This is a genomic window from Citrobacter sp. RHBSTW-00524 (assembly GCF_013747755.1).
GTDB lineage: Bacteria > Pseudomonadota > Gammaproteobacteria > Enterobacterales > Enterobacteriaceae > Citrobacter > Citrobacter braakii.
The window spans coordinates 2,320,813-2,345,478 of the sequence record NZ_CP056421.1 but is presented as its reverse complement, the minus strand read 5'-3'; the positions used below and the strand labels follow the sequence as shown (position 1 = coordinate 2,345,478).

Sequence of the window (24,666 nt, the reverse complement as noted above, 5' to 3'; positions counted from 1 at the left end):
AGTCGTAAAAAAACCCCGCCGGAGCGGGGTTTTGTCTTACACAGATAACCGATTAATGACGCGCACGAACAATCTGGTATTTGCGCGTCAGATATTCGACCGGAACGCTCCAGATGTGCACCAGACGCGAGAACGGGAACAACAGGAACAGCGTCATACCCAGCACCAGGTGCATACGGAAAATGAACGCGACACCATCCAGATATTGAGACGCCCCCCCCTGGAAGGTCACCACTGTCTGCGCCCAGTTCACCAGCTTCATCATCTCGCTGCCGTCCATATGCTGGGCGGAGAACGGAATGGTCAGCAGGCCCAGCGCGCACTGGATCACCAGCAGGGAGAGGATCAGAATGTCCGCTCCGGTAGTGGTCGCCCGCACACGTGGGCTGAACAGGCGGCGTTTCAGCAGCAGGACGCCGCCAATCAAACACATCACACCACTGGCACCACCCGCGAACATCGCCATCTTTTGTTTCACTTCAAGCGGCAGCCACGCTTCATACATCCAGTGTGGTGTCAGCATGCCAAGGAAGTGCCCGGCAAAAATCCCCAGGATCCCGATGTGGAACAGGTTTGACGCCAGGTTCATCCCTTTGCGATCCAGCATCTGACTGGAAGCCGCGCGCCAGGTATACTGCCCATAGTCATAACGCAGCCAACTGCCAATCAGAAAGACAGAACCCGCGATGTACGGATAGATGTCAAAGAAGAACGTATTCAGGAAGTGCATTATTGCTGTCCTCCGGTGGTGATATTCAGATACTGCGGCGCAACGGCCCCGGCAAAACGACGCTGGTGAGCGGAAATTTCCGACTCACCGCACCCCTGATCGGCGAAGAATTTCACCTGCTCTTCTTCCCAGACCGCATCCAGCGCTTGTGGGGTATCGTCACGCGCTTCATCTGCAATTTTTTCAGCCACTTTATCGCTGTCGATAACGGTATTCGCCAGTTTTAACAGCAGATCGAACAGCACCGCATAACGGCTTTCACGCTGTTGCAAGCGAGCGCTGAGCAGCGCCAGAATCGGCGCGATATCCTGTAACCCCCCTAATGCTTCGCTTTTCGGCAACTGCGCAAGGTATTCCAGATACAGCGGCAGATGATCGGGAAGTTCGCGGCTGTCGAGCTGCAGACCGTGCTGTTCATACTGCGCCATCAGGTCAACCATAGCCTGACCACGATCGCGGGACTCGCCGTGTACATGTTCAAACAGCAACAACGAGGTGGCGCGGCCACGGTCAAACAGTTCACTATAGCTTGCCTGCACATCCAGCATGTCCTGCGCGGTGAGATCGCGCAGGAAAATGCCCAGAGTCTGGGCATCCTCTTTATCCAGGTTCTCAGATGACGCGAGTGCATCGAAAAGTTCCTGCTGATGCTGCCACAAGGCAGCATCCGGGTACTCGAGCAGACGCGAAACAATGACAAGTTCAATCATTGGTGCGGCTCCGTTTTGCTGGTCACATCGACAGCGTCGATGCGGCGGCTGTTGAACAGATTGAATTTAGTATCAGAACCGTGGCAACCGTCACCGAAGGTAAAGCCACAACCGCTTTTCTCCGGGAACGCGTCACGCGCCAGTTCACGATGGCTGCTCGGTACCACGAAACGATCTTCGTAGTTAGCAATCGCCAGATAACGATACATTTCCTGTGCCTGCGCTTCGCTTAAGCCCACCTCTTCCAGCGCACGGGTATCAACTTTACCGTCAACGGTTTCCGCACGTTTGTAGTGACGCATCGCCAGCATACGTTTCAGCGCCAACAGTACCGGCTGAGTGTCGCCTGCGGTCAGCAGGTTCGCCAGGTACTGAACCGGGATACGCAGACTGTCAACGTCCGGCAGAATACCGTTGCTGCCCAGCTCGCCCGCATCGGCGGCAGACTGGATCGGTGACAAAGGCGGCACGTACCAGACCATCGGTAGCGTGCGGTATTCCGGATGCAGCGGCAGCGCCAGCTTCCAGTCCATCGCCATTTTGTAAACCGGCGACTGCTGTGCAGCATCAATGACGCTCAACGGAATACCATCTTTCAGCGCTTGTTCAATAACAGCCGGATCGTTTGGATCGAGGAACACGTCCAGTTGACGCTGATACAGATCTTTCTCGTGCTCCGTGCTTGCCGCACTTTCAATCGCATCTGCGTCATACAGCAGTACGCCGAGGTAACGAATACGGCCTACGCAGGTTTCGGAACAAACGGTCGGCTGACCGGCTTCGATACGCGGGTAGCAGAAAATGCACTTCTCAGATTTCCCGCTCTTCCAGTTGAAGTAGATCTTCTTATACGGGCAGCCAGTGATACACATACGCCAGCCGCGGCATTTGTCCTGGTCGATCAGCACGATGCCATCTTCTTCACGCTTGTAGATAGCGCCACTTGGGCAGGTCGCCACGCACGCCGGGTTAAGGCAATGCTCACACAAACGCGGCAGATACATCATGAAGGTATTTTCGAACTGACCGTACATCGCCTTCTGCATGTTTTCGAAGTTCTGGTCTTTGGCGCGTTTTTCGAACTCGCCCCCCAGAATTTCTTCCCAGTTCGGACCGCTGGTGATTTTATCCATCCGCTGACCGGTGATCAGCGAACGCGGACGGGCAATCGGCTGCGCCTTACTGTCTGCTGGGGCGTTGTGCAACGTTTGGTAGTCAAAATCAAACGGCTCATAGTAATCATCCATGCCCGGCAGATGCGGGTTAGCAAAGATTTTACCCAGCAGCAGTGCTTTGTTACCCATGCGCGGCTGCAGCTTGCCATTGATTTTACGGATCCAACCGCCCTTCCATTTTTCCTGGTTTTCCCAGTCGTTCGGGAAGCCAACGCCAGGCTTACTTTCGACGTTATTGAACCAGGCGTACTCCATACCTTCACGGCTGGTCCAGACGTTTTTGCAGGTCACTGAACAGGTGTGGCAGCCGATGCACTTATCGAGATTCAGCACCATGCCGACTTGTGAACGAATTTTCATTTTACGCTCTCCTGTACCTGGTCATTGCCTTCGCCATCCAACCAGTTAATGTTCTTCATCTTACGTACAACTACGAACTCATCGCGGTTTGAACCGACGGTACCGTAGTAGTTAAAGCCGTATGCCAGTTGCGCATAACCACCGATCATGTGAGTTGGTTTCGGCGTAATACGGGTTACCGAGTTGTGGATCCCGCCGCGCTGCTGGGTGATTTCAGAACCCGGCAGGTTAACAATACGTTCCTGCGCGTGGTACATCATGGTCATCCCGGCCGGCACACGCTGGCTGACAACTGCACGCGCCGTCAGCGCCCCGTTGCTGTTGAAGACTTCGATCCAGTCGTTATCTTCGATACCAAGATCCTTCGCATCAACTTCACTCATCCACACAATCGGACCACCGCGAGACAGCGTCAGCATCAGCAGGTTGTCGCTGTAGGTGGAGTGGATACCCCATTTCTGGTGCGGCGTCAGGAAGTTGAGCGCTTTTTCCGGGTTACCGTTAGACTTCTCGCCGATCACCGCTTTCACCGAACGGGTGTCGATTGGCGGACGATACACCAGCAGGCTCTCACCGAAGTCACGCATCCACTGGTGATCCTGATACAACTGCTGGCGACCAGACAGCGTACGCCATGGGATCAGCTCATGAACGTTGGTATAACCGGCGTTATAAGACACATGTTCATCTTCCAGACCTGACCAGGTCGGACTGGAGATAATTTTGCGCGGCTGCGCCTGGATGTCGCGGAAACGAATTTTTTCGTCTTCTTTATTCAGCGCCAGATGCGTATGGTCACGACCGGTAAATTCACTCAGCGCCGCCCAGGCTTTAACGGCAACCTGACCGTTAGTTTCCGGAGCCAGCGTCAGAATCATCTCAGCAGCATCAATTGCGGTATCCAGCATCGGTTGGCCTTTCGCCGGACCGTCAGCCTTGGTGTAGTTGAGCTTACGCAGCAGATCCATTTCGCTCTGGGTGTTCCAGGCAATCCCTTTACCGCCGTTACCGATTTTTTCCATCAGCGGACCGATGGAGGTGAAACGCTCGTACGTTGCCGGATAATCACGCTCAACGGTCATGATGTGCGGTGCCGTAACACCTGGAATCAGGTCGCATTCCCCTTTTTTCCAGTCCTTCACGTCCAGCGGCTGCGCCAGTTCAGCGGCGGAGTCGTGCTGAATCGGCAGCGTAACGACGTCGGTTTCTTTACCGAGGTGGCCCACACAAACTTCAGAGAATTTCTTGGCGATGGCTTTATAGATTTCCCAGTCGCTCTTCGATTCCCAGGCCGGGTCAACGGCCGCAGACAGAGGATGAATAAACGGATGCATATCCGAGGTATTCATGTCGTCTTTTTCATACCAGGTAGCGGTCGGCAGCACGATATCGGAATACAGACAGGTACTCGACAGGCGGAAGTCCAGCGTAACGACCAGATCCAGTTTGCCGTCCAGTCCGTTATCCTGCCATTCCACTTCTTCTGGCTTCACGCCGCTCTGCTGGCCGAGATCTTTGCCCTGAATACCATGTTCAGTACCCAGCAGATACTTGAGCATGTACTCGTGGCCTTTACCGGAAGAACCGAGCAGGTTTGAACGCCAGATAAACAGGTTACGCGGATGGTTTCTACCGTTTTCCGGCTGCTCTGCTGCAAAACGAATAGAGCCTTCTTTCAGGGATTTAACGGTGTAGTCCACCGGCGTCATACCTGCTTTCTGCGCTTCTTTCGCGATATACAGCGGGTTAGTCCCTAACTGCGGCGCCGACGGTAACCAGCCCATACGTTCAGCGCGAACGTTAAAGTCAATCAAATGACCGCTATAGCGGGATTTGTCTGCCATTGGGGACAGCAGTTCCTGCGCAGTCACCGTCTCATAGCGCCATTGGCTGGAGTGGTTATAGAAGTAGGAGGTACTGTTCATATGACGAGGCGGACGCTGCCAGTCAAGAGCAAACGCCAGCGGCTGCCAGCCGGTTTGCGGACGCAGTTTTTCCTGCCCTACGTAGTGGGCCCAGCCGCCGCCGCTCTGGCCGATACAGCCACAGAACACCAGCATATTGATCAGGCCACGATAGTTCATATCGAGGTGGTACCAGTGGTTCAAACCGGCGCCGACGATAATCATCGAACGACCGTGCGTTTTATCTGCGTTATCCGCAAATTCACGGGCGATGCGTACAATCTGAGAACGTGATACGCCTGTAATTTTTTCTGCCCACGCTGGCGTGTACGCTTTCACGTCATCGTAACTGGTCGCGCAGTTTTCATCGTTCAGACCACGTTCCAGGCCGTAGTTGGCCATAGTCAGATCGTAAACGGTGGTCACCAGCGCCGTAGAGCCATCGGCCAGTTGCAGGCGTTTAACGGGCAATTTATGCAGCAGAATGTTTTCCAGTTCGACTTTACTGAAGTGCTCGGTGCCTTCGCCACCAAAGTATGGGAAGCCCACTTCAGCGATATCATCCTGGCTACCCAGCAGGCTGAGCTGCAGTTCGGTTTCATCACCGGACGTGCCATCGCGCTGCTCAAGATTCCATTTGCCTTTTTCGCCCCAACGGAAACCAATTGAACCGTTTGGCGCAACCATTTCGCCGTTGCTGTTGATAGCGACAGTTTTCCATTCCGGGTTATTTTCCTGGCCCAGAGAGTCAACCAGATCCGCAGCACGCAGCATACGACCAGCAGCATAGTAGCCGTCGCGCTCTTCGAGCATCACCAGCATTGGCATGTCGGTATAACGACGAACGTAGTCGGTGAAATATTGGCTCGGGTTATCGAGGTGGAACTCGCGCAGCATGACATGACCCATCGCCATTGCCATCGCCGCATCGGTTCCCTGCTTCGGAGCCAGCCACAGGTCGCACAGTTTGGCGATTTCTGCGTAGTCCGGGGTAATTGCTACTGTTTTGGTGCCTTTGTAACGAACTTCAGTAAAGAAGTGCGCATCCGGAGTACGGGTCTGCGGTACGTTAGAGCCCCATGCCAGAATGTAGCTGGAGTTATACCAGTCGGCAGATTCCGGTACGTCGGTCTGCTCGCCCCAGGTTTGCGGGGAAGCTGGCGGCAGGTCACAGTACCAGTCATAGAAGCTCAGGCAGGTCCCGCCAATCAGCGACATATAACGTGCGCCGGACGCATAAGAAACCATCGACATCGCCGGGATCGGCGAGAAGCCTGCGACGCGGTCAGGACCATAGGTTTTGATGGTGTAAACGTTAGATGCGGCAATCAGCTCATTCACTTCCTGCCAGGAAGAACGAACGAATCCACCACGACCACGCGCTTGTTTGAAGCTTTTTGCTTTATCGGCGTCTTCGATAATGGATGCCCATGCATCTACCGGATCGCTGTGCAGTCTTTTTGCTTCACGCCACATCTTCATCAGACGTTTGCGCATCAGCGGGTATTTCAGACGGTTAGCACTGTAGAGATACCATGAATAGCTTGCACCACGCGGGCAGCCGCGAGGCTCGTGGTTGGGCATATCTGGACGAGTGCGTGGGTAGTCAGTTTGCTGGGTTTCCCAGGTCACCAGACCATTTTTCACATAGATTTTCCAGCTGCATGAGCCGGTGCAGTTTACACCGTGGGTTGAACGCACGATTTTGTCATGCTGCCAACGCTGGCGGTATCCATCCTCCCAGTCCCTGTTGGTATTGAGAAGCTGGCCATGCCCATCGGCAAAGGTTTCGCCCTTCTGCTTGAAGTAGCGAAACCGGTCCAGGAATTTACTCATCGGTTTTCTCCTGTAGGAGCCTGACGGCTCTCTGATAAATCGACATTGCTTGATTGAGAGCGAAGGTAACGCTCTGAAAGGGCGTGAGAATTGATAACGATCAAGGCAGGCAGGGATGAAAATTGAGGGCCGATTTTGACATACCCCCTTAGTGGGATATCGATAAATCAATCAACATATTGAATTTTATTGATTTTTTTTAAACTCACTTATCATACAAATGTTAAATTCTTTATAAGTGGGTATTAAGGGGTATCCCCCCTGTTTAGCATATTACGAGCGCCGTTCTAACAGGCTGTTGTCGCGTCATAATATAAAAGTATGTTGTAACTAATTGTGAGCAAAAAAAAGCGCGGTCTAACACCGCGCAATGGATAATCAACAGTTACTACTTTTTTACTTTTTAGAATGACGTCCGTACACCGCCCAGGTGATAACCACACAGGCGACATAGAAGATCAGAAATACTTTCATCGCATCGACCGGAGAGCCAGTTAATGCCAGGGACGTACCGAATGCTTTCGGGATAAAGAAGCCGCCGATCGCACCAATAGCTGAGATAAAGCCCAGCGCTGCCGCGGTGTCGGTCGCCGCCTCGCGCATCGCTTTCTCTTCTGAACCGCCTTCAGCTTTCACTCTGTCCATCGTCAGCTTGCGAAAGATAACGGAAATCATCTGGAAGGTTGAACCACTCCCCAGACCAGCCGTCAGGAACAGCGCCAGGAACACCGCAAAGAAGGCGATGAAGTTGCCACCGACACCGTTTGATGGCAGCGTCAGGAACAGTAAGGCACTGAAAATAGCCATCAGCACGAAGTTCACCAGCGTTACACGGGTCCCCCCCAGTCGGTCAGAGATTGCGCCGCCTGCTGAACGAGCCAAAGCGCCAATCAACGGTCCAAAGAAGGCGTAATGCAGGATCTGTACCTCAGGAAACTGCGTTTTTGACAGCATCGCGAAACCGGCAGAGAAACCGATAAATGAACCGAAGGTTGCCAGATACAGCAGGCTCATAATCCACAGGTGCCCGCGTTTCAGCACCGGCAATTGCTCTTTCAGCGAAGCTTTTGAGGTTGCCAGTTCATTCATACCAAACCATGCGGCCAGCGTTAAAACAGCCAGGAACGGGACCCAAATCCATGCAGCGTTTGCCAGATACAGCTGCGTACCATCCGGTTGTTCAACACCCTGGCTGCCAAATGCGGCAAAGATTGACAGTGAAACCACCAGCGGAGCGACCAACTGCATCACGCTGACGCCCATGTTACCCAGACCACCGTTCAGACCCAGCGCGCCGCCCTGCTTCTGTTTTGGAAAGAAGAAGCTGATGTTTGCCATGCTGGAGGCAAAGTTCGCACCGGCAAAACCGCACAACAGGGAGATAATGATAAAGGTACTAAATGGCGTGGAGGTATCCTGCACCGCAAAACCTAACCATACGCAAGGAATGATCAGGATACCGGTGCTGAACGCCGTCCAGCGACGTCCACCAAACAGGGGGACCATAAAGGAGTACGGTACACGCAGCAGCGCGCCGGACACCGAAGGTAATGCCGTCAGCATGAACAGTTGTTCAGTGGTGAAATCAAATCCGACTTTCGGTAAGTTCACCGCCACGGCGCTAAATAACATCCACACGCAAAACGCCAGCAGCAAGCAAGGGACGGAAATCCACAGGTTACGGCTGGCGATTCGATGACCACGCTGCTGCCAGAAGGCGGGATCTTCCGGCCGCCATTCGGTAATTACAGCTCCAGATGCCCTTTCCGGGGCAGATGAGTGACTCATAGACACCTCTGATACTTGTTTCGATGCCTGCCACATTAGGGTTTACAGCTGGAGGTAAGTTGATATAAATCAAAGGAAAAGGTGTCATTATTGATGACTGAAATTTATCATCATCCTAAATGAGTACATAACTTCGGTAAAAAAGATGTGGTTTTTCACGCTTCTGTCGTCCCCTACTCCCCCTCGTTTAGGATCTCTCCCTCTGGCGGCAATTAAGGGGTAGCCCGTTTGAGGTATGGGTATACTCCAGTGTATCGCCGAGAATAACGCCACTGCCTGCAGCAGAATCGTCATTCAATAAGGTTTTCGGTTTTACGAAAACCCGAAGGAACAAGTCACCATGTTTAAACGTTGTCTTTCCCCGCTTACGCTGGTCAACCAGGTGGCGCTGATTGTTTTATTGTCTACTGCCATCGGCGTGGCGGGTATGGCAGTCTCTGGCTGGCTGGTTCAGGGCGTTCAGGGTAGCGCGCATGCAATCAACAAAGCGGGATCGCTGCGCATGCAAAGCTATCGCCTGCTGGCGGCCATACCGCTGGACGCCAACGATCAACCACTACTGGATGAAATGGAGCAAACGGCGTTTAGCCCGGAATTGACGCGTGCCGCGCAGCGTGACGGACAACAGGCGCAGTTAAAAGCCTTACAGGATTACTGGCACACCAAACTGGCACCGGGGCTTGCGCATGCGCAAACGCCTGATACGGTAGCGCAGGATGTCAGGCGCTTTGTGGGCGGACTGGATAAGCTGGTCACCGCCTTTGACCATACAACCGAATTACGCATTGAACGCGTCGTCTTGCTGCATCGCCTGATGGCCGTATTTATGGCGTTGCTGCTGGTCTTCACCATTATCTGGCTACGCGTGCGCCTGTTACAGCCGTGGAAACAACTGCTGGCGATGGCGCGAGCCGTCAGTCAACGTGATTTTACCCAACGCGCACATATCAGTGGGCGTAATGAGATGGCAGCGCTGGGCTCGGCGCTGAATAATATGTCGGAAGAACTGGCCGAAAGTTACGCGGTGCTGGAACAGCGGGTACAGGAGAAAACGGCGGGTCTGGAGCACAAAAATCAGATCCTCTCTTTCCTGTGGCAAGCCAACCGCCGCCTGCACTCTCAGGTGCCGTTGTGCGAACGCCTCTCTCCGGTACTGAACGGCCTGCAAAATTTGACCCTGCTGCATGATATTGAACTGCGGGTCTATGATCTGGAAGATGAAGATAATCATCAGGAATTTACCTGCCAGTCCAATGTTAGCTGTGATGAGAAAGGCTGCCATTTGTGTCCGCGCGGTACGCTACCCGCCATTGACGGCGGTATCACACTGAAATGGCGGCTAACCGACGCCCATACCCAGTATGGTATCCTGCTCGCGACTTTGCCGTACGGACGCCATCTCAGCCACGATCAGCAGCAACTGGTTGATACCCTGGTTGAGCAACTGACCGCAACGCTTGCACTCGACAGGCATCAGGAGCGTCAGCAGCAGTTGATCGTGATGGAAGAGCGTGCCACCATTGCGCGCGAACTTCATGATTCTATTGCACAATCGCTCTCCTGTATGAAGATGCAGGTGAGCTGTTTGCAGATGCAGGGCGATGCGCTTTCAGATAACTGCCGCGAGCTGCTCAGTCAGATTCGTAACGAGTTGAACGCCTCCTGGGCGCAACTGCGCGAGCTGTTAACGACATTCCGTTTACAGCTGACGGAACCTGGATTAAGACCGGCGCTGGAAGCCAGCTGTCAGGAATACAGCGCGCGTTTTGGTTTTACGGTTAAGCTGGATTATCAGCTGCCACCGCGTCTGGTCCCTTCGCATCAGGCGATTCACCTGCTACAAATTGCGCGCGAAGCCCTGAGCAACGCCCTCAAACACTCTCAGGCCGATGAAGTAGTCGTGACGGTGGTGCAAAATGGTAAGCAGGTCAAACTTACAGTGCAAGATAACGGCTGCGGCGTACCGGAAAACGCCGAACGCAGTAACCACTACGGCATGATAATCATGCGCGACCGTGCGCAAAGCTTGCGCGGCGATTGCCGTGTACGCCGTCGCGAGACAGGCGGTACTGAAGTTGCTGTCACTTTTATTCCCGAAACAAACTTCACAGAAGTCCAAGGAGATACCCATGAGTAATCTGGAACCGGCAACCATCCTGTTGATCGACGATCATCCGATGCTGCGAACCGGTGTAAAACAGCTTGTCAGCATGGCGCCCGATATCACCGTTGTCGGCGAAGCCAGCAATGGTGAGCAGGGTATCGAGCTGGCAGAATCCCTTGATCCCGATCTGATCCTTCTTGATCTCAACATGCCCGGCATGAACGGTCTGGAAACACTCGACAAGCTGCGTGAGAAATCACTGTCAGGCCGTATCGTCGTGTTTAGCGTATCCAATCATGAAGAAGACGTGGTTACTGCACTGAAGCGCGGTGCCGACGGTTATCTGCTGAAAGATATGGAGCCGGAAGATTTGCTGAAAGCATTGCAGCAAGCGGCTGCCGGTGAAATGGTGCTGAGCGAAGCCTTAACGCCGGTTCTGGCCGCCAGCCTACGCGCCAATCGCGCAACGTCCGACCGTGATGTTACCCAACTGACGCCGCGCGAACGCGATATTCTTAAGCTCATCGCCCAGGGCCTGCCTAACAAGATGATCGCCCGCCGCCTGGACATCACCGAAAGCACGGTAAAAGTTCACGTGAAGCATATGCTGAAGAAAATGAAGCTCAAATCACGTGTTGAAGCCGCGGTATGGGTGCACCAGGAACGTATTTTCTGATAACGCGCGCATGCGTCATTGTTAACGAGGATCATTTTCCGAAACGGTAGTAAACGGTTCGGTCAGTGATAGCGTGATCTCATTGGAAGAGACACGCTGGCCCTGCTCATCTTCTACCACCACAGACAACCGCCAGCGGTTCGTCGCACCTTCTCTGCTGTCCCACTTCGGCATAATAATCGTCCAGCCCTGCGCGCTTCGGTTATTGCTGCCAGCCGTTAAGCTCAACGCCTGAGTATCGCCCTGCCACGTCAGGTGGCGGATCCCATGCAAACTACGCACCTGCAGCTTCAACGCCACCGTCTCTCCCGGTTTGAGATCCCAGGGCGGCGTGGCCAAAAATACCGACAGCGTTTTACGCTGGCGATACTCCAGCGTCGGCAAATTGTTACGCTGCGGATCGTCATAACGACTGCCGCGCAGTGAACGGCTGTTCGCCACCTCACTGACCATCAACTGTTTTTTTAACGGCACGCCAAAACGGTAACTAAGGGTTAAGCCGAGGTTATTCTGGCTGATGCCGCTTTCCCCCTGCTTATGCTGCGCTGTCACCGTGATCAGCGGCACCGGTGTATAGCTCAGCCCGAGGTTCACCGCCACCGGATTGTGATACCCGGTTCCCGAATTAAATAGATCCACCCGGTCGCCAAAATACTGTTCCACGCTGACGCTGGTATTGAGGTGTTGATAGAACGGCATCCGCATTTGCGCGGTCAGATCGTAGCCGCGGGCCATCCGTTGTTGCTGGGTTGCAAAACGCTCCTGCCAGGAAGACAACGGTTGATAATAGTTAGCGGATAAGCGCAAATATTCGCCCCACGCCTCCGCGCCGAGGCCTCCGCGGGGCAGATTTTCATCCAGTAAGTTGTCATAAAAGGTGTTGTAACCCAGTAACCAACCGTCGCGTACCCAACGTTGCCCAATCCCCGCATTACTGACTAAGCCGTCTTCCTGTTGCGTCACTCCTAGCTGGCTCCAGGTAAGATAACGTTGATTGTCCTGCCACGGCACAAACCAGCTTCCCCGACTCCCGGTAAAACTGCCTTCGTTATCAACTTGCAACCCGATGCTGGCGTTTCCCCAGGGAGAGAGCCAGGATTCCAGTTGCTGATTCACCTGTTCGCTGACCGTATCTCGCACCTGGCCAAACGCGAACTGCTTCGCCTGTTCACCGGTATCAAGCCCGTTATCAGTCATGCTGGCTTCACCAAACGCTTTGACCATTTCGGCAAAATGCTTTTCGCCTGCCCGCGACTCCGGGGCCATACCAAGATCGGGCAAGCCATCACTATTGTTATCGAAAGGGTTTTCAGCCTGGTGCACAAAGGACGACTGCGCGTTAGCAGTACCGCCTGCCAGCGGCAAGAGTGCGAATACAGCAAGAGAAGAACAGATAATACGGCTCAAATCGTTAGTGGTTTCTTACATCAATTAGCCACAGTGGCATACTTATCTTAAACCATAACGTTTTCAGCGTTGATTTTCAGCCCCTCCCCCTTTTTTCGGCATTATCCTGGCATTGAGAAATAGGTGTAACATACGTGTCGGTTATTAACGCTCACATGCAGTAACAGGAGTAAAAATGCAAAAGATAGTGATCGTCGCGAACGGAGCGGCTTATGGAAGCGAATCGTTATTTAACAGCCTGCGTCTGGCTATCGCCCTACGCGAACAGGAAGCCGGTCTCGACCTGCGTCTGTTTTTAATGTCTGATGCCGTAACCGCAGGATTACGTGGTCAGAAACCCGCGGAGGGCTACAATATTCAGCAAATGCTGGAGATCCTGACTGCGCAAAATGTTCCGGTAAAACTGTGCAAAACCTGCACCGATGGTCGTGGGATCACGGCGCTGCCGTTAATTGACGGAGTGGCCGTCGGCACGCTGGTAGAACTGGCTCAATGGACGCTGGCTGCAGATAAAGTGTTGACCTTCTGATATACCGTTTTCAGGCAAGCGCACTGAAAGTGTCGATAATTTCCGGATTTAATATTTGATGGGCGCGGTTTCGTTGAACGTTAGCACGCCCGTTCAACCCTTTTGAGGTGTTTTGTCACTTTTGTTTAATCGTTATGCCATTTTTTGATCAAAATCAGCATCCTGTTGCTCCCCCTTTGGTGTTATGCAATGAGTGAAATGTGAACAACATCACGCAGCACTTTCGACAGAAAGTACGTTGTTTTCAAGAACGGGGTGAAAAATGGCATTAGTGAAGGCAAGTTTAAAGTTATTTGGTGGCGATACGGTGGTTGTGCGCTGTTCCGAGCGCTGTCACATCCATCTGATGAGCGAAAAAAATCACGTCAAAGACACGCAGTCCGACATCTTAAGCGTGCAGGATCGTGATAACGCATGGTTGACCGTGCCCTATACCGGCGTCTGGAACGTGCTGATCGACAGCCACAGTCAGTCGCTTGAGCATTCGATAAGTTATATTGCAGCCTAAGCGTGACATGCCCGAAAAGCACCTGGCTTTCGGGCATACAATTCCACGCCGGGTTCAGGCAAACCCTGGCCGCATAACGCCTTCCGGCAGGTTCTCTCCCAACAATCGTTTGACCGTGATCACCAGATCATTAAGACAATCATCCTGCATCCCCAGCTTGACCAGCTCTTGTTCCAGCGAGAACAGATACTGGGCATTAGTGCCTAAAGGTCCTCTGGCCGCGGCAATAAGCGGCGCGATCACCTGCGCGCGCGTGTCTGACTCAAACAACGGATGGCGCGGATCCATAATAAACACCAGCGCGTTCACCGTACGGCCGTCATCAAGCGCCAGCTGGCACCAGGTCGGCAGATAGCATCCGGTGATCATTTCTCGCTTCCACAACAGAGAAAGCTCTTGTTCCAGCGACGCGTCCGGCAAGCGGTAGGCCACACCGGTGGTACGTCCGCCCTCTTTCAGGGCCAGCATGCGGCCTGGCTGACACGCCGTTCCTCGCCCCGCCGTCAGGCGCAGACAAAATGCACGGTGCCAGCCGACTAATGTGCCGGTACAGGACTCTTCAAACTCTAAGGCCGGGTTCCACATCAACGATCCATAACCGAAGATCCACACAGGTCCATCATCTGGTCGACAAGCGAGCGTGGCGGCCAGTGAGGCTGCACGTTGTTCCGCTGACCAGAGTAGTGATTCTTCAATAGCACCAAATGCCGTCTTACAGTCGGCATTCAATAAAAAATCACGCGTTAACACCTTACACCTCCGCCACTGCTGCTTCCCTGCGACAACTTTTTTGACGCCTTCCGGGCTTTTTTACTGCTCATTTTGAAACCAATAGCTGGACAATAGGCAATTCACCGCTCGCTTGCAAGCCAGTAACCGCGCGGCGTAGCACGATTCGCTAACGCCTGATGCAAGCGAGTTTATAAAGGCATTATAATTGATACTGTTACGTCTTTTTATGCCATTTACCATCATCACCTTTTTGGTAATCATTTTTAACCGCGGCCCACGCCACCTTATGTGCAGTCTCTTCTCGGGTGGCATCGTCACGTCGGTCAGATTTGTCTTTATACTGTTCCCAGGCGCTGTTGAAAGCTTCTTTATAAATGTCCTGAGCATGGGCTGGCAGAACGTGCTGCACGCTGTCAGGCAGATCGCTTTTAGATTTATAGGGCATTGTGAACTCCTCTTTTTAGGCTAAACCTTAAGTGTGGTTAACAATGCGGCGAGACGCCAATAATGGACATTTTTAGAAATTTTCTTTACCTAACCCTCTGTTAATTAAACAGTCTATAAACAAGAAATTGGTTTTTGGCCGCTTTGAGAGGGAAAACAGGTGATGTAGTAAAATTTCGTAAAATGTCACCTACAAAACCACGTTTTCTGTTATTTTTTACATTCTTTAATACTTTTTATAATTATAAATACCTGCAGAGATGGAGAATTAATGCAATGACACAAGCACATGAGGCGGTAAAAACCCGCCACAAGGAGACCTCTCTCGTCTTCCCGATTTTGGCGCTGGTAGTACTGTTCTTCTGGGGGAGCAGTCAGTCACTACCAGTGGTCATCGGTATTAATGCGCTGGCCCTTATTGGTATATTAAGCAGCGCATTCAGCGTTGTCCGTCATGCGGACGTATTAGCCCATCGACTTGGCGAACCCTACGGGTCGCTGATCCTCAGTTTGTCCGTTGTTATTCTTGAAGTCAGCTTAATCTCCGCATTAATGGCAACCGGCGATGCCGCACCTACGCTCATGCGCGATACGCTGTATTCAATCATTATGATCGTAACCGGGGGTCTGGTCGGTTTTTCATTACTATTAGGTGGCCGTAAATTTGCCACTCAGTATATGAACCTATTTGGTATTAAGCAGTATTTAATCGCCCTGTTCCCACTGGCCATTATTGTACTGGTATTCCCGATGGCGTTGCCGGGGGCAAATTTCACTACCGCGCAGGCGCTGTTGGTGGCGTTAATTTCTGCGGCGATGTACGGCGTATTTTTGCTGATTCAAACTAAAACGCACCAAAGTCTGTTCATTTACGAGCATGAAGACGAGGGTGACGACGATGACCCGCATCACGGTAAGCCGTCAGCGCACAGCAATCTGTGGCACGCCGCCTGGCTTATCATTCATCTGATCGCTGTTATCGCCGTGACCAAGATGAACGCCAGCCCGCTTGAGACCTTGCTGACTGAACTGAATGCGCCAGTCGCATTTACGGGTTTCCTGGTCGCGTTACTGATCCTCTCGCCTGAAGGACTGGGCGCACTGAAAGCGGTTCTGAGCAATCAGGTACAGCGGGCAATGAATTTATTCTTCGGTTCGGTGTTAGCCACAATTTCGCTGACCGTACCGGTGGTGACGCTGATTGCATGGGCAACCGGGAATGATTTGATGTTTGCGCTGGGTGCGCCAGAGATGATTGTGATGGTTTCATCACTGGTTCTGTGTCAGATCTCTTTCTCCACCGGACGCACCAATGTGCTTAACGGTGCAGCGCATCTGGCACTGTTTATCGCTTATCTGATGACAATATTTGCCTGAGTATTATTTTAGACGTACCCCACGGTCCTCTTCAGGGCCGTTTTCTTTTCTGCCGATATAACACAATCGATGGCGCGTCTGGTGCCTGACGGCGACCTTTATACCCTTTTCAAATAGCAGGCCGGAGGGAAATTCCGGCCTGTCACAATCTCTTAGTTCTCGGTATCCAGCTCGTCGAAGCTTTTCACCAGGTCATCAATCGCTTTAATCTGCGTCAGGAACTGTTCCAGCTTCGCCAGTGGCAGCGCGGATGGACCATCGCATTTCGCATTGGCTGGATCCGGATGCGCTTCAATAAACAGACCTGCCAGACCAACCGCCATACCGGCACGCGCCAGTTCGGTAACCTGCGCACGACGACCGCCGCTTGCTGCGCCAAACGGATCGCGGCACTGCAGCGCATGGGTAACGTCAAAAATCACCGGTGAGTTGCCGGAGACTTTCTTCATCACGCTGAAGCCCAGCATGTCCACAACCAGGTTGTCATAACCAAAGTTCGCACCACGGTCGCACAGAATAACCTTATCGTTGCCGCCTTCATGGAATTTATCCACGATGTTGCCCATCTGAGCCGGGCTGATGAACTGCGGTTTCTTCACGTTGATAACGGCACCGGTTTTCGCCATTGCTTCCACCAGATCGGTCTGACGAGCAAGGAATGCCGGAAGCTGAATCACATCCACCACATCAGCAACAGGCTGTGCCTGGCTGGCTTCGTGAACGTCGGTGATCACTTTTACGCCAAAAGTCTGTTTCAGTTCCTGGAAGATTTTCATCCCTTCTTCAAGGCCCGGTCCACGGTAAGAGTGGATGGAAGAACGGTTGGCTTTATCAAAGGAGGCTTTAAACACGTAAGGGATACCCAGCTTTTGAGTAACGGTTACGTAGTGCTCACAAATGCGCATCGCCAGATCGCGGGATTCCAGCACGTTCATTCCGCCAAACAGCACGAACGGCAGGTCATTTGCCACGTTGATGTCGCCAATGCTAACCACTTTTTGTTTCATAGGATCGCCTTAAACGGTAGGTAAAGTGTGATTAATCAATGCAATACAATTTGTTTGTGCGAAATAGTATTAATTTGCGCACGAATCATTTCGCTGATCGGGTCTTCCGGACACTGTTCAACGAAATAACTTAAATCTGTCAGCGCAACATGTTCGCACTCGAGTTGCGCGTATATTAAACCACGATCGCGAATTTCATACGGATCTTCAGGATTAAACTGCAATAGTGCTTCACTGGCACGCAGCGCCAGCTCCATTTGCCGCTCTTCCATCAGTGATGATTTCAGCGTGTCGAGCAGTTTGCGGATCACTTCCGCGTTATCCGCCTCATCCAGGTCTTCGTTAAACAGCTCCGCGACCGGGCTGATGTTCCCCTTCAACCACACTTCCAGCGTGTGCTCATTTAACGTTTCGCCATTGAATGGATTGATTAGCCACATTTCACCATCGAGCGACTCAATACGAAGGATCAGTTGCGTCGGGAAAATCACCGGTACCAGCGGCAGCTCCAGTCTGTTGGCAATCCACAATAAGATCGCCCCCAGAGACACGGCGCTGCCCTGCCGATTTTTCAGTACCTGGTCAAGCCAGAGTGCATCAGAAAGACGATAGACGCCGTGGGTATCCGTAAATCCCCATTCGCCGTAAAAAAGTGCCAGCAGTTTTTCCAGTTGCTCATCCTGAGACAGGAGCTGGCTAATTTCTTCTTGCGCCAGACTGACCAGACGTTCCAGTTCGTCGTAGACAGTTTGTGTTGGAAAATCCAGACGGATAGACTCCGACGCCAGGATCATCCCATCACACAATGGCGCTTTATTAAATTCGAAATCAGCTAACGACCTCATGCTTACCCCAGTAACGGTATTTTTGTGGTGGCGAGTTTAATGATGATGTACAGCACCACCAGCGCCAGCGGAAATGCGACTAATCGCGCCTGCTGACTGCGCGCCCGACGATAATCGAGCGCAATAAAACCCAAAACGATGTAAATGATAACCCCAAACAGCTTTTCAGTCAGCCATGTCCCGTGCTCAGTGAATGGCAGGATGTGCGCTTTAACCATTAGCGCCACGCCGCTGAGTAATAAAACGGTATCCACGACCGGTGGCACAATGCGCGTCCAGCGTGCGCAGGCAAGACGCGAGTCGGTGTAACGCCACCAAAAACGCAGCGTCAGCAAGCCAACGGAAAGCGCAATACTGATGAGATGAATGTTGAGTAACACACTGAAGGTACTCATGATGGGATGCGTCCAAGCGTAATTCGTTCGTTGCCGCCATAATCACGGCAGGTTTCAACCGTCTGGTAACCCGCACGAGTAAAGACGTCCCGGACGGCCTGCCCCTGCTGCCAGCCATGTTCCAGCAACAGATAGCCGCCGGGCGTTAACACGCGCTGAGACTGGTCAATGATATGCACGATATCCGCCAGTCCTCGATCGCCCGCCACCAGTGCCGACAGAGGTTCAAAGCGTACATCGCCTTGCGCCAGGTGCGGATCCTGTTCGTCGATATACGGCGGATTGCTGACAATCATGTCAAACTGCTGTCCCTGCAAAGCGCTGAACCAGTTGCTTTGCAGCACGCAAACATTGTCGATGCCCAGATGCTGTTTGTTGCGAGTGGCCAGCGCAACAGCATCCGGCATGCGGTCAACCGCCGTTACTGCGCAATCCGGACGCTCGGTTGCCAGCGCCAGCGCAATGGCGCCCGTGCCAGTTCCCAAATCGAGAATGCGGCACGCTGACGCCGGCAGGCGAGCCAGCGCCTGTTCCACCAGACACTCAGTATCCGGACGAGGGATAAGCGTAGCCGGAGACACAAACAGCGGCAGCGACCAGAACTCCCGCACGCCGGTTAAATGCGCCACCGGCTCACCCCGCTGACGGCGCTCCAGTAATGTGTCGAGCTGTTGACGCTGCGCCTCGGTTAATACCGTTTCACCGAAAGCCAAAATAAAGGTGCGTCCCTTACCGGTAACAAACTCGAGCAAAATCTCGGCGTCACGGCGCGGGCTTTCACTTGCCTGTAATTGGCTTATCGCTTCACGCAGCCAGTGCTGATAATCCATTAATCCTGCTCGGACAACGCCGCCAGTTGGTCGGCCTGGTATTCCTGGACAATTGGCTCAATGAGCATATCCAGTTTGCCTTCCATCGCTTCATCCAGACGGTAGAGCGTCAGGTTAATGCGGTGATCGGTCACGCGACCCTGCGGGAAGTTATAGGTACGGTTGCGATCGCTGCGATCGCCACTGCCCAACAGATTGCGACGCTCAGAGGCTTCTGCCTGTTGACGTCTTGCCACTTCGGCGGCACGAATTCGCGCCCCCAGCACCGACATCGCTTTCGCTTTGTTTTTATGCTGCGAACGTTCGTCCTGGCATTCCACTACGATACCGGTCGGCAAGTGGGTAATACGGATTGCGGAGTCGGTGGTGTTAACGTGCTGCCCCCCTGCGCCTGATGAGCGGAAGGTATCAATACGCAGATCGGCCGGGTTGATGTCCGGCAGTTCGGCATCCGGCAGTTCCGGCATGACCGCGACCGTACAGGCAGAAGTGTGAATACGGCCCTGTGACTCCGTCGCAGGTACGCGCTGCACACGATGCCCACCGGACTCAAATTTCAGTCGACCGTACACGCCTTCGCCGCTAATTTTGGCAATGACTTCTTTAAACCCGCCATGTTCGCCTTCGCTGGCGCTCATGATCTCTACCCGCCAGCGACGCGATTCAGCGTAACGGCTGTACATGCGGAACAGATCGCCGGCAAACAGCGCGGCCTCATCACCACCGGTTCCCGCACGCACTTCGAGGAAGGCGTTACGTTCGTCATCAGGATCTTTAGGCAACAGCAGAACCTGCAGATGTTGCTCCAGCTGCTCGCATTTATCTTTTGCTTCACGCAGTTCATCCTGCGCCATTTCACGCATTTCAGGATCGTCGAGCATCATCTGAGCCGTCTCGATATCTTCCTGAACCTGTTGCCAGTCCGTAAAACAGCGAGATACATCGCTTAATTGCGAATATTCGCGCGACAGTGCACGAAAGCGTTCCTGGTCTGCGATAGTCCCCGCATCCCCGAGCAGCGCCTGAACTTCTTCATGGCGTTCATGCAGGGCTTCCAGTTTGGCAACGATAGAAGGCTTCATAGGCGTAAATGCACCCTGTAAAAAATAAGATTGGTGTGCTGCTACTCCAGCCCGAGGCTGTCGCGCAGAATATTCAGGCGTTCACTATCCCCGTCACGGGCGGCCTGTTGAAGTGATTTGGTTGGTGCATGGATCAAGCGGTTGGTCAGTTTCCAGGCCAGATCCTGCATAATGGCTTGCGCATCACCACCCTGTTGAAGAGCGGCCAACGCTTTGGCAGTCAGTTCATCACGAATCTGTTCTGACTGACTGCGATACTCGCGGATAGTTTCACTTGCGCCCTGAGCGCGTAGCCAGGCCATAAATTCGCTGGTTTCCTGCGCCACAATGGTTTCGGCTTCCACGGCCGCCGCTTTGCGCTGGGCCAGGTTATGCGAAATGATGCTTTGCAGGTCGTCAACGCTGTACAGATAGGCGTTGGACAACTTACCCACTTCCGGCTCGACATCGCGCGGTACGGCGATATCCACCAGCAGCATAGGTTGATTACGGCGATTTTTAAGCGCGCGCTCCACCATTCCTTTGCCGATAATTGGCAGCGGGCTGGCGGTAGAACTGATAATAATATCGGCATCCTGTAAACGCGCGTCGATATCACTCAGCGAAATCACTTCGGCGCCGACTTCATCCGCCAGCACTTGCGCCCGCTCGCGGGTACGGTTGGCGATGATCATCTTCTTCACTTGATGCTCACGCAGGTGTCGCGCCACCAGCTCAATGGTTTCGCCTGCGCCCACTAACAGCACGGTCACCGTGGAGAGCGATTCAAATATTTGCCGCGCCAGCGTACAGGCGGCAAAAGCCACGGACACGGCGCTGGCACCGATGTCTGTTTCTGTACGTACACGTTTAGCGACAGAGAATGATTTCTGGAACATGCGCTCCAGCGCACTGGCGTTCAGGTGACCTTTTTGCGAATCCGCAAAAGCTTTTTTCACCTGCCCCAGAATCTGCGGTTCACCAAGCACCAGCGAATCCAGACCGCTGGCAACACGCATCAAATGACTGACGGCGTCGTTGTCCTGGTGCCAGTACAGGCTATTGCGCAAGTCTTCTTCATTAAGATTATGGTAATCGCACAGCCAGCGAACCAGCGCTTCTTGCAGGTTATCCTGCTCTTCAACGCTGAGATACAGTTCCGTACGGTTACACGTCGACAGCACCACCCCGCCCTGCACCATTGGCTGCGCAAGCAGGCTGTCCAGCGCCTGATCGAGCGTATCCGGCGAAAACGTTACGCGTTCTCGCAGCGATACAGGTGCCGTTTTATGGTTAATACCAAGCGCTAAAAGGGTCATGTGTGCGGGAATAGTACCAGCGTTGATAAGGTTAGACTGGGTGCATCATACAGGATGCGTGCGGTCAATAAAAGAGACAGCCCCCTTTTGGAGTAATAGCTTAGTGCACAAATTTGAGCGATTTAAGATAACTTGAACGTAGACGATGTATGATGGCGGCGCTAGCATTAAGAGTTATAACTGCAACGTATCTCAAGGATTTGTCATCATTATGACCCTGCCTGATTTTCGCCTGATTCGCCTGCTGCCGTTGGCGGCCCTGGCTCTTACCGCCTGTACGCTCAACGCGCCGAAAGGTCCCGGCAAAAGCCCTGACTCTCCACAGTGGCGCCAGCACCAGCAGGAAGTACGCGCCCTGAACCAATATCAGACGCGCGGTGCGTTTGCGTATATTTCCGATCAACAGAAAGTCTATGCCCGCTTTTTCTGGCAACAAACCGGACAGGATCGCTACCGTCTCCTGCTGACCAATCCCCTGGGCAGCACTGAACTGGAACTCAATGCCCAGCCGGGCAACGTCGAACTTGTCGATAACAAAGGCAAGCACTACACCGCTGACGACGCCGAAGAGATGATTGGTAAGTTGACCGGCATGCCTATTCCATTGAACAGCCTGCGCCAGTGGATCCTTGGCCTGCCGGGAGACGCCAGCGATTACAAACTCGACGACCAGTATCGTCTGAGTGAAGTGAACTACAGCAAAGACGGTAAAAACTGGAAAGTGGTCTATAGCGCCTACGACAGCAAAATTAAGCCTGCGATGCCGGCAAACATGGAACTGTCCGACGGCGATCAGCGTATTAAGCTGAAAATGGATAACTGGATTGTGAAATGATGACCCACTGGCCCTCTCCGGCAAAACTGAATCTGTTTTTATACATCACCGGGCAGCGTGCGGACGGTTATCACACTTTGCAAACGCTATTCCAGTTTCTTGATTATGGCGACACGTTAGGTATTGCGCTGCGTGGCGACGGCGAAATCCGCCTGTTAACGCCGGTGGAAGGCGTTGCACATGAAGACAATCTCATTGTCCGTGCGGCGCGCTTGCTGATAAAGGCGGCGTCTGAAAGCGATCGCCTTCCCAAAGGGAGCGGCGCCGACATCAGTATCGAAAAACGCCTGCCGATGGGCGGCGGTCTTGGCGGAGGTTCGTCTAATGCAGCTACCGTCCTGGTGGCGCTGAATCACCTTTGGCAGTGCGGACTTTCGGTTGATGAACTGGCAGGACTCGGCTTAACGCTGGGGGCGGACGTTCCCGTATTCGTGCGCGGCCATGCGGCCTTTGCTGAAGGCGTAGGTGAAATTCTGACCCCGGTCGAGCCAGAGGAAAAATGGTATCTGGTCGCCCACCCGGGAGTCAGTATTCCGACGCCAGTGATTTTTAAAGATCCCGACCTCCCGCGCAACACGCCAAAAAGGTCAATAAAAACGTTACTAAAATGTGAATTCAGCAATGATTGCGAGGTTATCGCAAGAAAACGTTTTCGCGAGGTTGATGCGGCGCTTTCCTGGCTGTTAGAATACGCGCCGTCGCGCCTGACTGGTACAGGGGCTTGTGTCTTTGCTGAATTTGACACTGAGTCTCGTGCTCGCCAGGTGCTTGAGCAAGCCCCGGAATGGCTCAAAGGCTTTGTGGCGAAAGGTGTCAACCTCTCCCCATTGCACAGAGCGTTACTCTAAATCGTTCGGGTTTCAGGAAGATGGCGAAATATGCCAGCACACATGAAACGTGAAAGATGACGAGTAAGCCGGGCAAGCTGAGTTGCGGTGACAACGTCACCCTGTTCCAGACGTTGCATCGCGCTCTTTAATACACCGCATGGAGAGGATACTGCCTGGCCCGCACAGTTTTCGGCAGATTCTTTCCACCAATGGACGCATGCCTGAGGTTCTTCTCGTGCCTGATATGAAGCTTTTTGCTGGTAACGCCACCCCGGAACTAGCACAACGTATTGCCAACCGCCTGTACACTTCACTCGGCGACGCCGCTGTAGGTCGCTTTAGCGACGGCGAAGTCAGCGTACAAATTAATGAAAATGTACGCGGTGGTGATATTTTCATCATCCAGTCCACTTGTGCCCCTACTAACGACAACCTGATGGAATTGGTCGTTATGGTTGATGCGCTGCGCCGTGCTTCCGCAGGCCGTATCACCGCCGTTATTCCTTACTTCGGCTATGCACGTCAGGATCGTCGCGTACGTTCCGCTCGTGTACCGATTACTGCTAAAGTCGTCGCTGATTTCCTGTCCAGCGTTGGCGTTGACCGCGTCCTCACCGTTGACCTGCATGCTGAACAGATCCAGGGCTTCTTTGACGTACCGGTTGATAACGTATTCGGTAGCCCGATCCTGTTAGAAGACATGCTGCAGCTGAATCTGGACAATCCGATTGTGGTTTCTCCGGACATCGGTGGCGTCGTGCGTGCCCGCGCTATCGCTAAACTGCTGAACGATACCGACATGGCTATCATCGACAAACGACGCCCGCGCGCGAACGTTTCTCAGGTGATGCACATTATTGGTGACGTTGCAGGTCGTGACTGCGTGCTGGTTGATGATATGATCGATACCGGCGGTACGCTGTGTAAAGCAGCAGAAGCACTGAAAGAACGTGGTGCAAAACGCGTATTTGCTTACGCTACCCACCCGATCTTCTCAGGTAATGCGGCAAACAACCTGCGCAATTCAGTGATTGATGAAGTCGTTGTCTGTGACACTATTCCACTGACTGACGAAATCAAAGCACTGCCAAACGTGCGTACATTGACCCTGTCGGGTATGCTGGCCGAAGCGATTCGTCGTATCAGCAACGAAGAATCCATCTCTGCTATGTTCGAGCATTAATCGAGCCCGGCTCAAAAACCCGCTGCGGCGGGTTTTTTTATCTGCGACATCTATTTGTATGACTTATGCCTCCTTCACCTG

Annotated in this window: 22 protein-coding genes; 8 read left to right on the top strand and 14 right to left on the bottom strand. The window is 53.1% G+C overall.

The genetic code is table 11. The features are described from left to right. Positions 1-52: 52 nt before the first annotated feature. The 5 genes from narI to HV229_RS11260 all read right to left on the bottom strand — a co-directional run bounded on the left by narI (position 53) and on the right by HV229_RS11260 (position 8,503). Positions 53-730, bottom strand: a complete 678-nt coding sequence (narI, locus tag HV229_RS11280; protein WP_016153281.1) for a respiratory nitrate reductase subunit gamma — start codon at positions 728-730, stop codon at positions 53-55. Then, positions 730-1,440 (bottom strand): nitrate reductase molybdenum cofactor assembly chaperone, encoded by a 711-nt coding sequence (gene narJ / locus HV229_RS11275; protein ID WP_016153282.1) that lies wholly within the window; start codon positions 1,438-1,440, stop codon positions 730-732. Before narJ ends, narI begins: the two co-directional genes overlap by 1 nt. Then, positions 1,437-2,975, bottom strand: coding sequence for a nitrate reductase subunit beta (gene narH, locus HV229_RS11270; RefSeq protein WP_003833388.1), 1,539 nt, complete (start codon positions 2,973-2,975; stop codon positions 1,437-1,439). The genes narJ and narH overlap by 4 nt, the downstream gene beginning before the upstream one ends. Then, positions 2,972-6,715, bottom strand: coding sequence for a nitrate reductase subunit alpha (locus HV229_RS11265; RefSeq protein WP_181547586.1), 3,744 nt, complete (start codon positions 6,713-6,715; stop codon positions 2,972-2,974). The genes narH and HV229_RS11265 overlap by 4 nt, the downstream gene beginning before the upstream one ends. A 396-nt stretch (positions 6,716-7,111) precedes the next feature. After that, a complete protein-coding gene (locus tag HV229_RS11260; RefSeq protein ID WP_016153284.1) occupies positions 7,112-8,503 on the bottom strand; it encodes a NarK family nitrate/nitrite MFS transporter in 1,392 nt (463 codons plus the stop codon). Between the two features lie 340 nt (positions 8,504-8,843). Here HV229_RS11260 and narX point away from each other — a divergent pair, with 340 nt between their 5' ends. Both narX and narL read left to right on the top strand, forming a co-directional pair. Continuing rightward, positions 8,844-10,640: a nitrate/nitrite two-component system sensor histidine kinase NarX gene (gene narX / locus HV229_RS11255; RefSeq protein WP_181547584.1), complete on the top strand. Its 1,797-nt coding sequence runs from the start codon at positions 8,844-8,846 to the stop codon at positions 10,638-10,640. Next, complete coding sequence (gene narL / locus HV229_RS11250) at positions 10,633-11,283, top strand: two-component system response regulator NarL (RefSeq protein WP_003020756.1); 651 nt, start codon at positions 10,633-10,635, stop codon at positions 11,281-11,283. Before narX ends, narL begins: the two co-directional genes overlap by 8 nt. Positions 11,284-11,304: 21 nt before the next feature. Here the strand turns inward: narL and HV229_RS11245 are convergent, their stop codons facing one another. Continuing rightward, on the bottom strand, positions 11,305-12,690 hold the full coding sequence (locus HV229_RS11245) for a YchO/YchP family invasin (RefSeq protein ID WP_181547582.1): 1,386 nt from the start codon (positions 12,688-12,690) through the stop codon (positions 11,305-11,307). Positions 12,691-12,865: 175 nt separating this feature from the next. Here HV229_RS11245 and HV229_RS11240 point away from each other — a divergent pair, with 175 nt between their 5' ends. Next, entirely contained in the window at positions 12,866-13,219 is a 354-nt protein-coding gene (locus HV229_RS11240; RefSeq protein ID WP_016156736.1) for a DsrE/DsrF/TusD sulfur relay family protein, read from the top strand. A 262-nt stretch (positions 13,220-13,481) separates the two neighbouring features. Then, positions 13,482-13,727 (top strand): DUF1883 domain-containing protein, encoded by a 246-nt coding sequence (locus HV229_RS11235; protein WP_003833405.1) that lies wholly within the window; start codon positions 13,482-13,484, stop codon positions 13,725-13,727. A gap of 54 nt (positions 13,728-13,781) precedes the next feature. On the opposite strand, the gene HV229_RS11230 is transcribed toward HV229_RS11235, so the two are convergent. Both HV229_RS11230 and chaB read right to left on the bottom strand, forming a co-directional pair. Then, positions 13,782-14,477, bottom strand: a complete 696-nt coding sequence (locus HV229_RS11230; protein WP_080859807.1) for a gamma-glutamylcyclotransferase — start codon at positions 14,475-14,477, stop codon at positions 13,782-13,784. 196 nt (positions 14,478-14,673) lie between these two features. Next, positions 14,674-14,904 carry a putative cation transport regulator ChaB gene (gene chaB / locus HV229_RS11225; RefSeq protein ID WP_016153288.1) on the bottom strand — a complete coding sequence of 77 codons (231 nt, stop codon included), beginning with the start codon at positions 14,902-14,904 and terminating at the stop codon, positions 14,674-14,676. A 275-nt stretch (positions 14,905-15,179) separates the two neighbouring features. On the opposite strand from chaB, the gene chaA reads away from it, so the two are divergent. Further along, on the top strand, positions 15,180-16,280 hold the full coding sequence (gene chaA / locus HV229_RS11220) for a sodium-potassium/proton antiporter ChaA (protein ID WP_016153289.1): 1,101 nt from the start codon (positions 15,180-15,182) through the stop codon (positions 16,278-16,280). A 152-nt stretch (positions 16,281-16,432) separates the two neighbouring features. Here chaA and kdsA read toward each other — a convergent pair whose 3' ends face one another. From kdsA to hemA, 6 genes are read right to left on the bottom strand one after another with little or no spacing between them, the layout of a single operon-like run. After that, positions 16,433-17,287, bottom strand: coding sequence for a 3-deoxy-8-phosphooctulonate synthase (gene kdsA, locus HV229_RS11215; protein ID WP_016156739.1), 855 nt, complete (start codon positions 17,285-17,287; stop codon positions 16,433-16,435). A 35-nt stretch (positions 17,288-17,322) separates the two neighbouring features. Next, positions 17,323-18,132 carry an invasion regulator SirB1 gene (gene sirB1, locus HV229_RS11210; protein WP_003020775.1) on the bottom strand — a complete coding sequence of 270 codons (810 nt, stop codon included), beginning with the start codon at positions 18,130-18,132 and terminating at the stop codon, positions 17,323-17,325. A gap of 2 nt (positions 18,133-18,134) precedes the next feature. After that, positions 18,135-18,527, bottom strand: coding sequence for an invasion regulator SirB2 (sirB2, locus tag HV229_RS11205; RefSeq protein ID WP_016153291.1), 393 nt, complete (start codon positions 18,525-18,527; stop codon positions 18,135-18,137). Then, a complete protein-coding gene (gene prmC, locus HV229_RS11200; protein WP_075848720.1) occupies positions 18,524-19,357 on the bottom strand; it encodes a peptide chain release factor N(5)-glutamine methyltransferase in 834 nt (277 codons plus the stop codon). Before prmC ends, sirB2 begins: the two co-directional genes overlap by 4 nt. Further along, entirely contained in the window at positions 19,357-20,439 is a 1,083-nt protein-coding gene (gene prfA / locus HV229_RS11195) for a peptide chain release factor 1 (protein WP_181547580.1), read from the bottom strand. The genes prmC and prfA overlap by 1 nt, the downstream gene beginning before the upstream one ends. A gap of 41 nt (positions 20,440-20,480) precedes the next feature. Next, positions 20,481-21,737, bottom strand: coding sequence for a glutamyl-tRNA reductase (hemA, locus tag HV229_RS11190; RefSeq protein ID WP_016153294.1), 1,257 nt, complete (start codon positions 21,735-21,737; stop codon positions 20,481-20,483). Positions 21,738-21,948: 211 nt separating this feature from the next. Here hemA and lolB point away from each other — a divergent pair, with 211 nt between their 5' ends. From lolB to prs, 3 genes are all read left to right on the top strand, one after another. Beyond that, on the top strand, positions 21,949-22,572 hold the full coding sequence (lolB, locus tag HV229_RS11185; protein WP_047358971.1) for a lipoprotein insertase outer membrane protein LolB: 624 nt from the start codon (positions 21,949-21,951) through the stop codon (positions 22,570-22,572). Continuing rightward, entirely contained in the window at positions 22,569-23,420 is an 852-nt protein-coding gene (gene ispE, locus HV229_RS11180; RefSeq protein WP_047358968.1) for a 4-(cytidine 5'-diphospho)-2-C-methyl-D-erythritol kinase, read from the top strand. Before lolB ends, ispE begins: the two co-directional genes overlap by 4 nt. 217 nt (positions 23,421-23,637) lie before the next feature. Next, positions 23,638-24,585, top strand: coding sequence for a ribose-phosphate diphosphokinase (prs, locus tag HV229_RS11175; RefSeq protein WP_001518537.1), 948 nt, complete (start codon positions 23,638-23,640; stop codon positions 24,583-24,585). Positions 24,586-24,666 lie beyond the last annotated feature (81 nt).

Coding starts and splice junctions, on each gene's coding strand:
- HV229_RS11260 (WP_016153284.1), bottom strand. CDS start 8,503: ATGAGTCACTCATCTGCCCCGGAAAGGGCATCTGGAGCTGTAATTACC.
- narI (WP_016153281.1), bottom strand. CDS start 730: ATGCACTTCCTGAATACGTTCTTCTTTGACATCTATCCGTACATCGCG.
- sirB2 (WP_016153291.1), bottom strand. CDS start 18,527: ATGAGTACCTTCAGTGTGTTACTCAACATTCATCTCATCAGTATTGCG.
- narX (WP_181547584.1), top strand. CDS start 8,844: ATGTTTAAACGTTGTCTTTCCCCGCTTACGCTGGTCAACCAGGTGGCG.
- hemA (WP_016153294.1), bottom strand. CDS start 21,737: ATGACCCTTTTAGCGCTTGGTATTAACCATAAAACGGCACCTGTATCG.
- kdsA (WP_016156739.1), bottom strand. CDS start 17,287: ATGAAACAAAAAGTGGTTAGCATTGGCGACATCAACGTGGCAAATGAC.
- prmC (WP_075848720.1), bottom strand. CDS start 19,357: ATGGATTATCAGCACTGGCTGCGTGAAGCGATAAGCCAATTACAGGCA.
- lolB (WP_047358971.1), top strand. CDS start 21,949: ATGACCCTGCCTGATTTTCGCCTGATTCGCCTGCTGCCGTTGGCGGCC.
- HV229_RS11240 (WP_016156736.1), top strand. CDS start 12,866: ATGCAAAAGATAGTGATCGTCGCGAACGGAGCGGCTTATGGAAGCGAA.
- chaA (WP_016153289.1), top strand. CDS start 15,180: ATGACACAAGCACATGAGGCGGTAAAAACCCGCCACAAGGAGACCTCT.
- HV229_RS11265 (WP_181547586.1), bottom strand. CDS start 6,715: ATGAGTAAATTCCTGGACCGGTTTCGCTACTTCAAGCAGAAGGGCGAA.
- prfA (WP_181547580.1), bottom strand. CDS start 20,439: ATGAAGCCTTCTATCGTTGCCAAACTGGAAGCCCTGCATGAACGCCAT.
- narH (WP_003833388.1), bottom strand. CDS start 2,975: ATGAAAATTCGTTCACAAGTCGGCATGGTGCTGAATCTCGATAAGTGC.
- ispE (WP_047358968.1), top strand. CDS start 22,569: ATGATGACCCACTGGCCCTCTCCGGCAAAACTGAATCTGTTTTTATAC.
- narL (WP_003020756.1), top strand. CDS start 10,633: ATGAGTAATCTGGAACCGGCAACCATCCTGTTGATCGACGATCATCCG.
- chaB (WP_016153288.1), bottom strand. CDS start 14,904: ATGCCCTATAAATCTAAAAGCGATCTGCCTGACAGCGTGCAGCACGTT.
- HV229_RS11235 (WP_003833405.1), top strand. CDS start 13,482: ATGGCATTAGTGAAGGCAAGTTTAAAGTTATTTGGTGGCGATACGGTG.
- narJ (WP_016153282.1), bottom strand. CDS start 1,440: ATGATTGAACTTGTCATTGTTTCGCGTCTGCTCGAGTACCCGGATGCT.
- sirB1 (WP_003020775.1), bottom strand. CDS start 18,132: ATGAGGTCGTTAGCTGATTTCGAATTTAATAAAGCGCCATTGTGTGAT.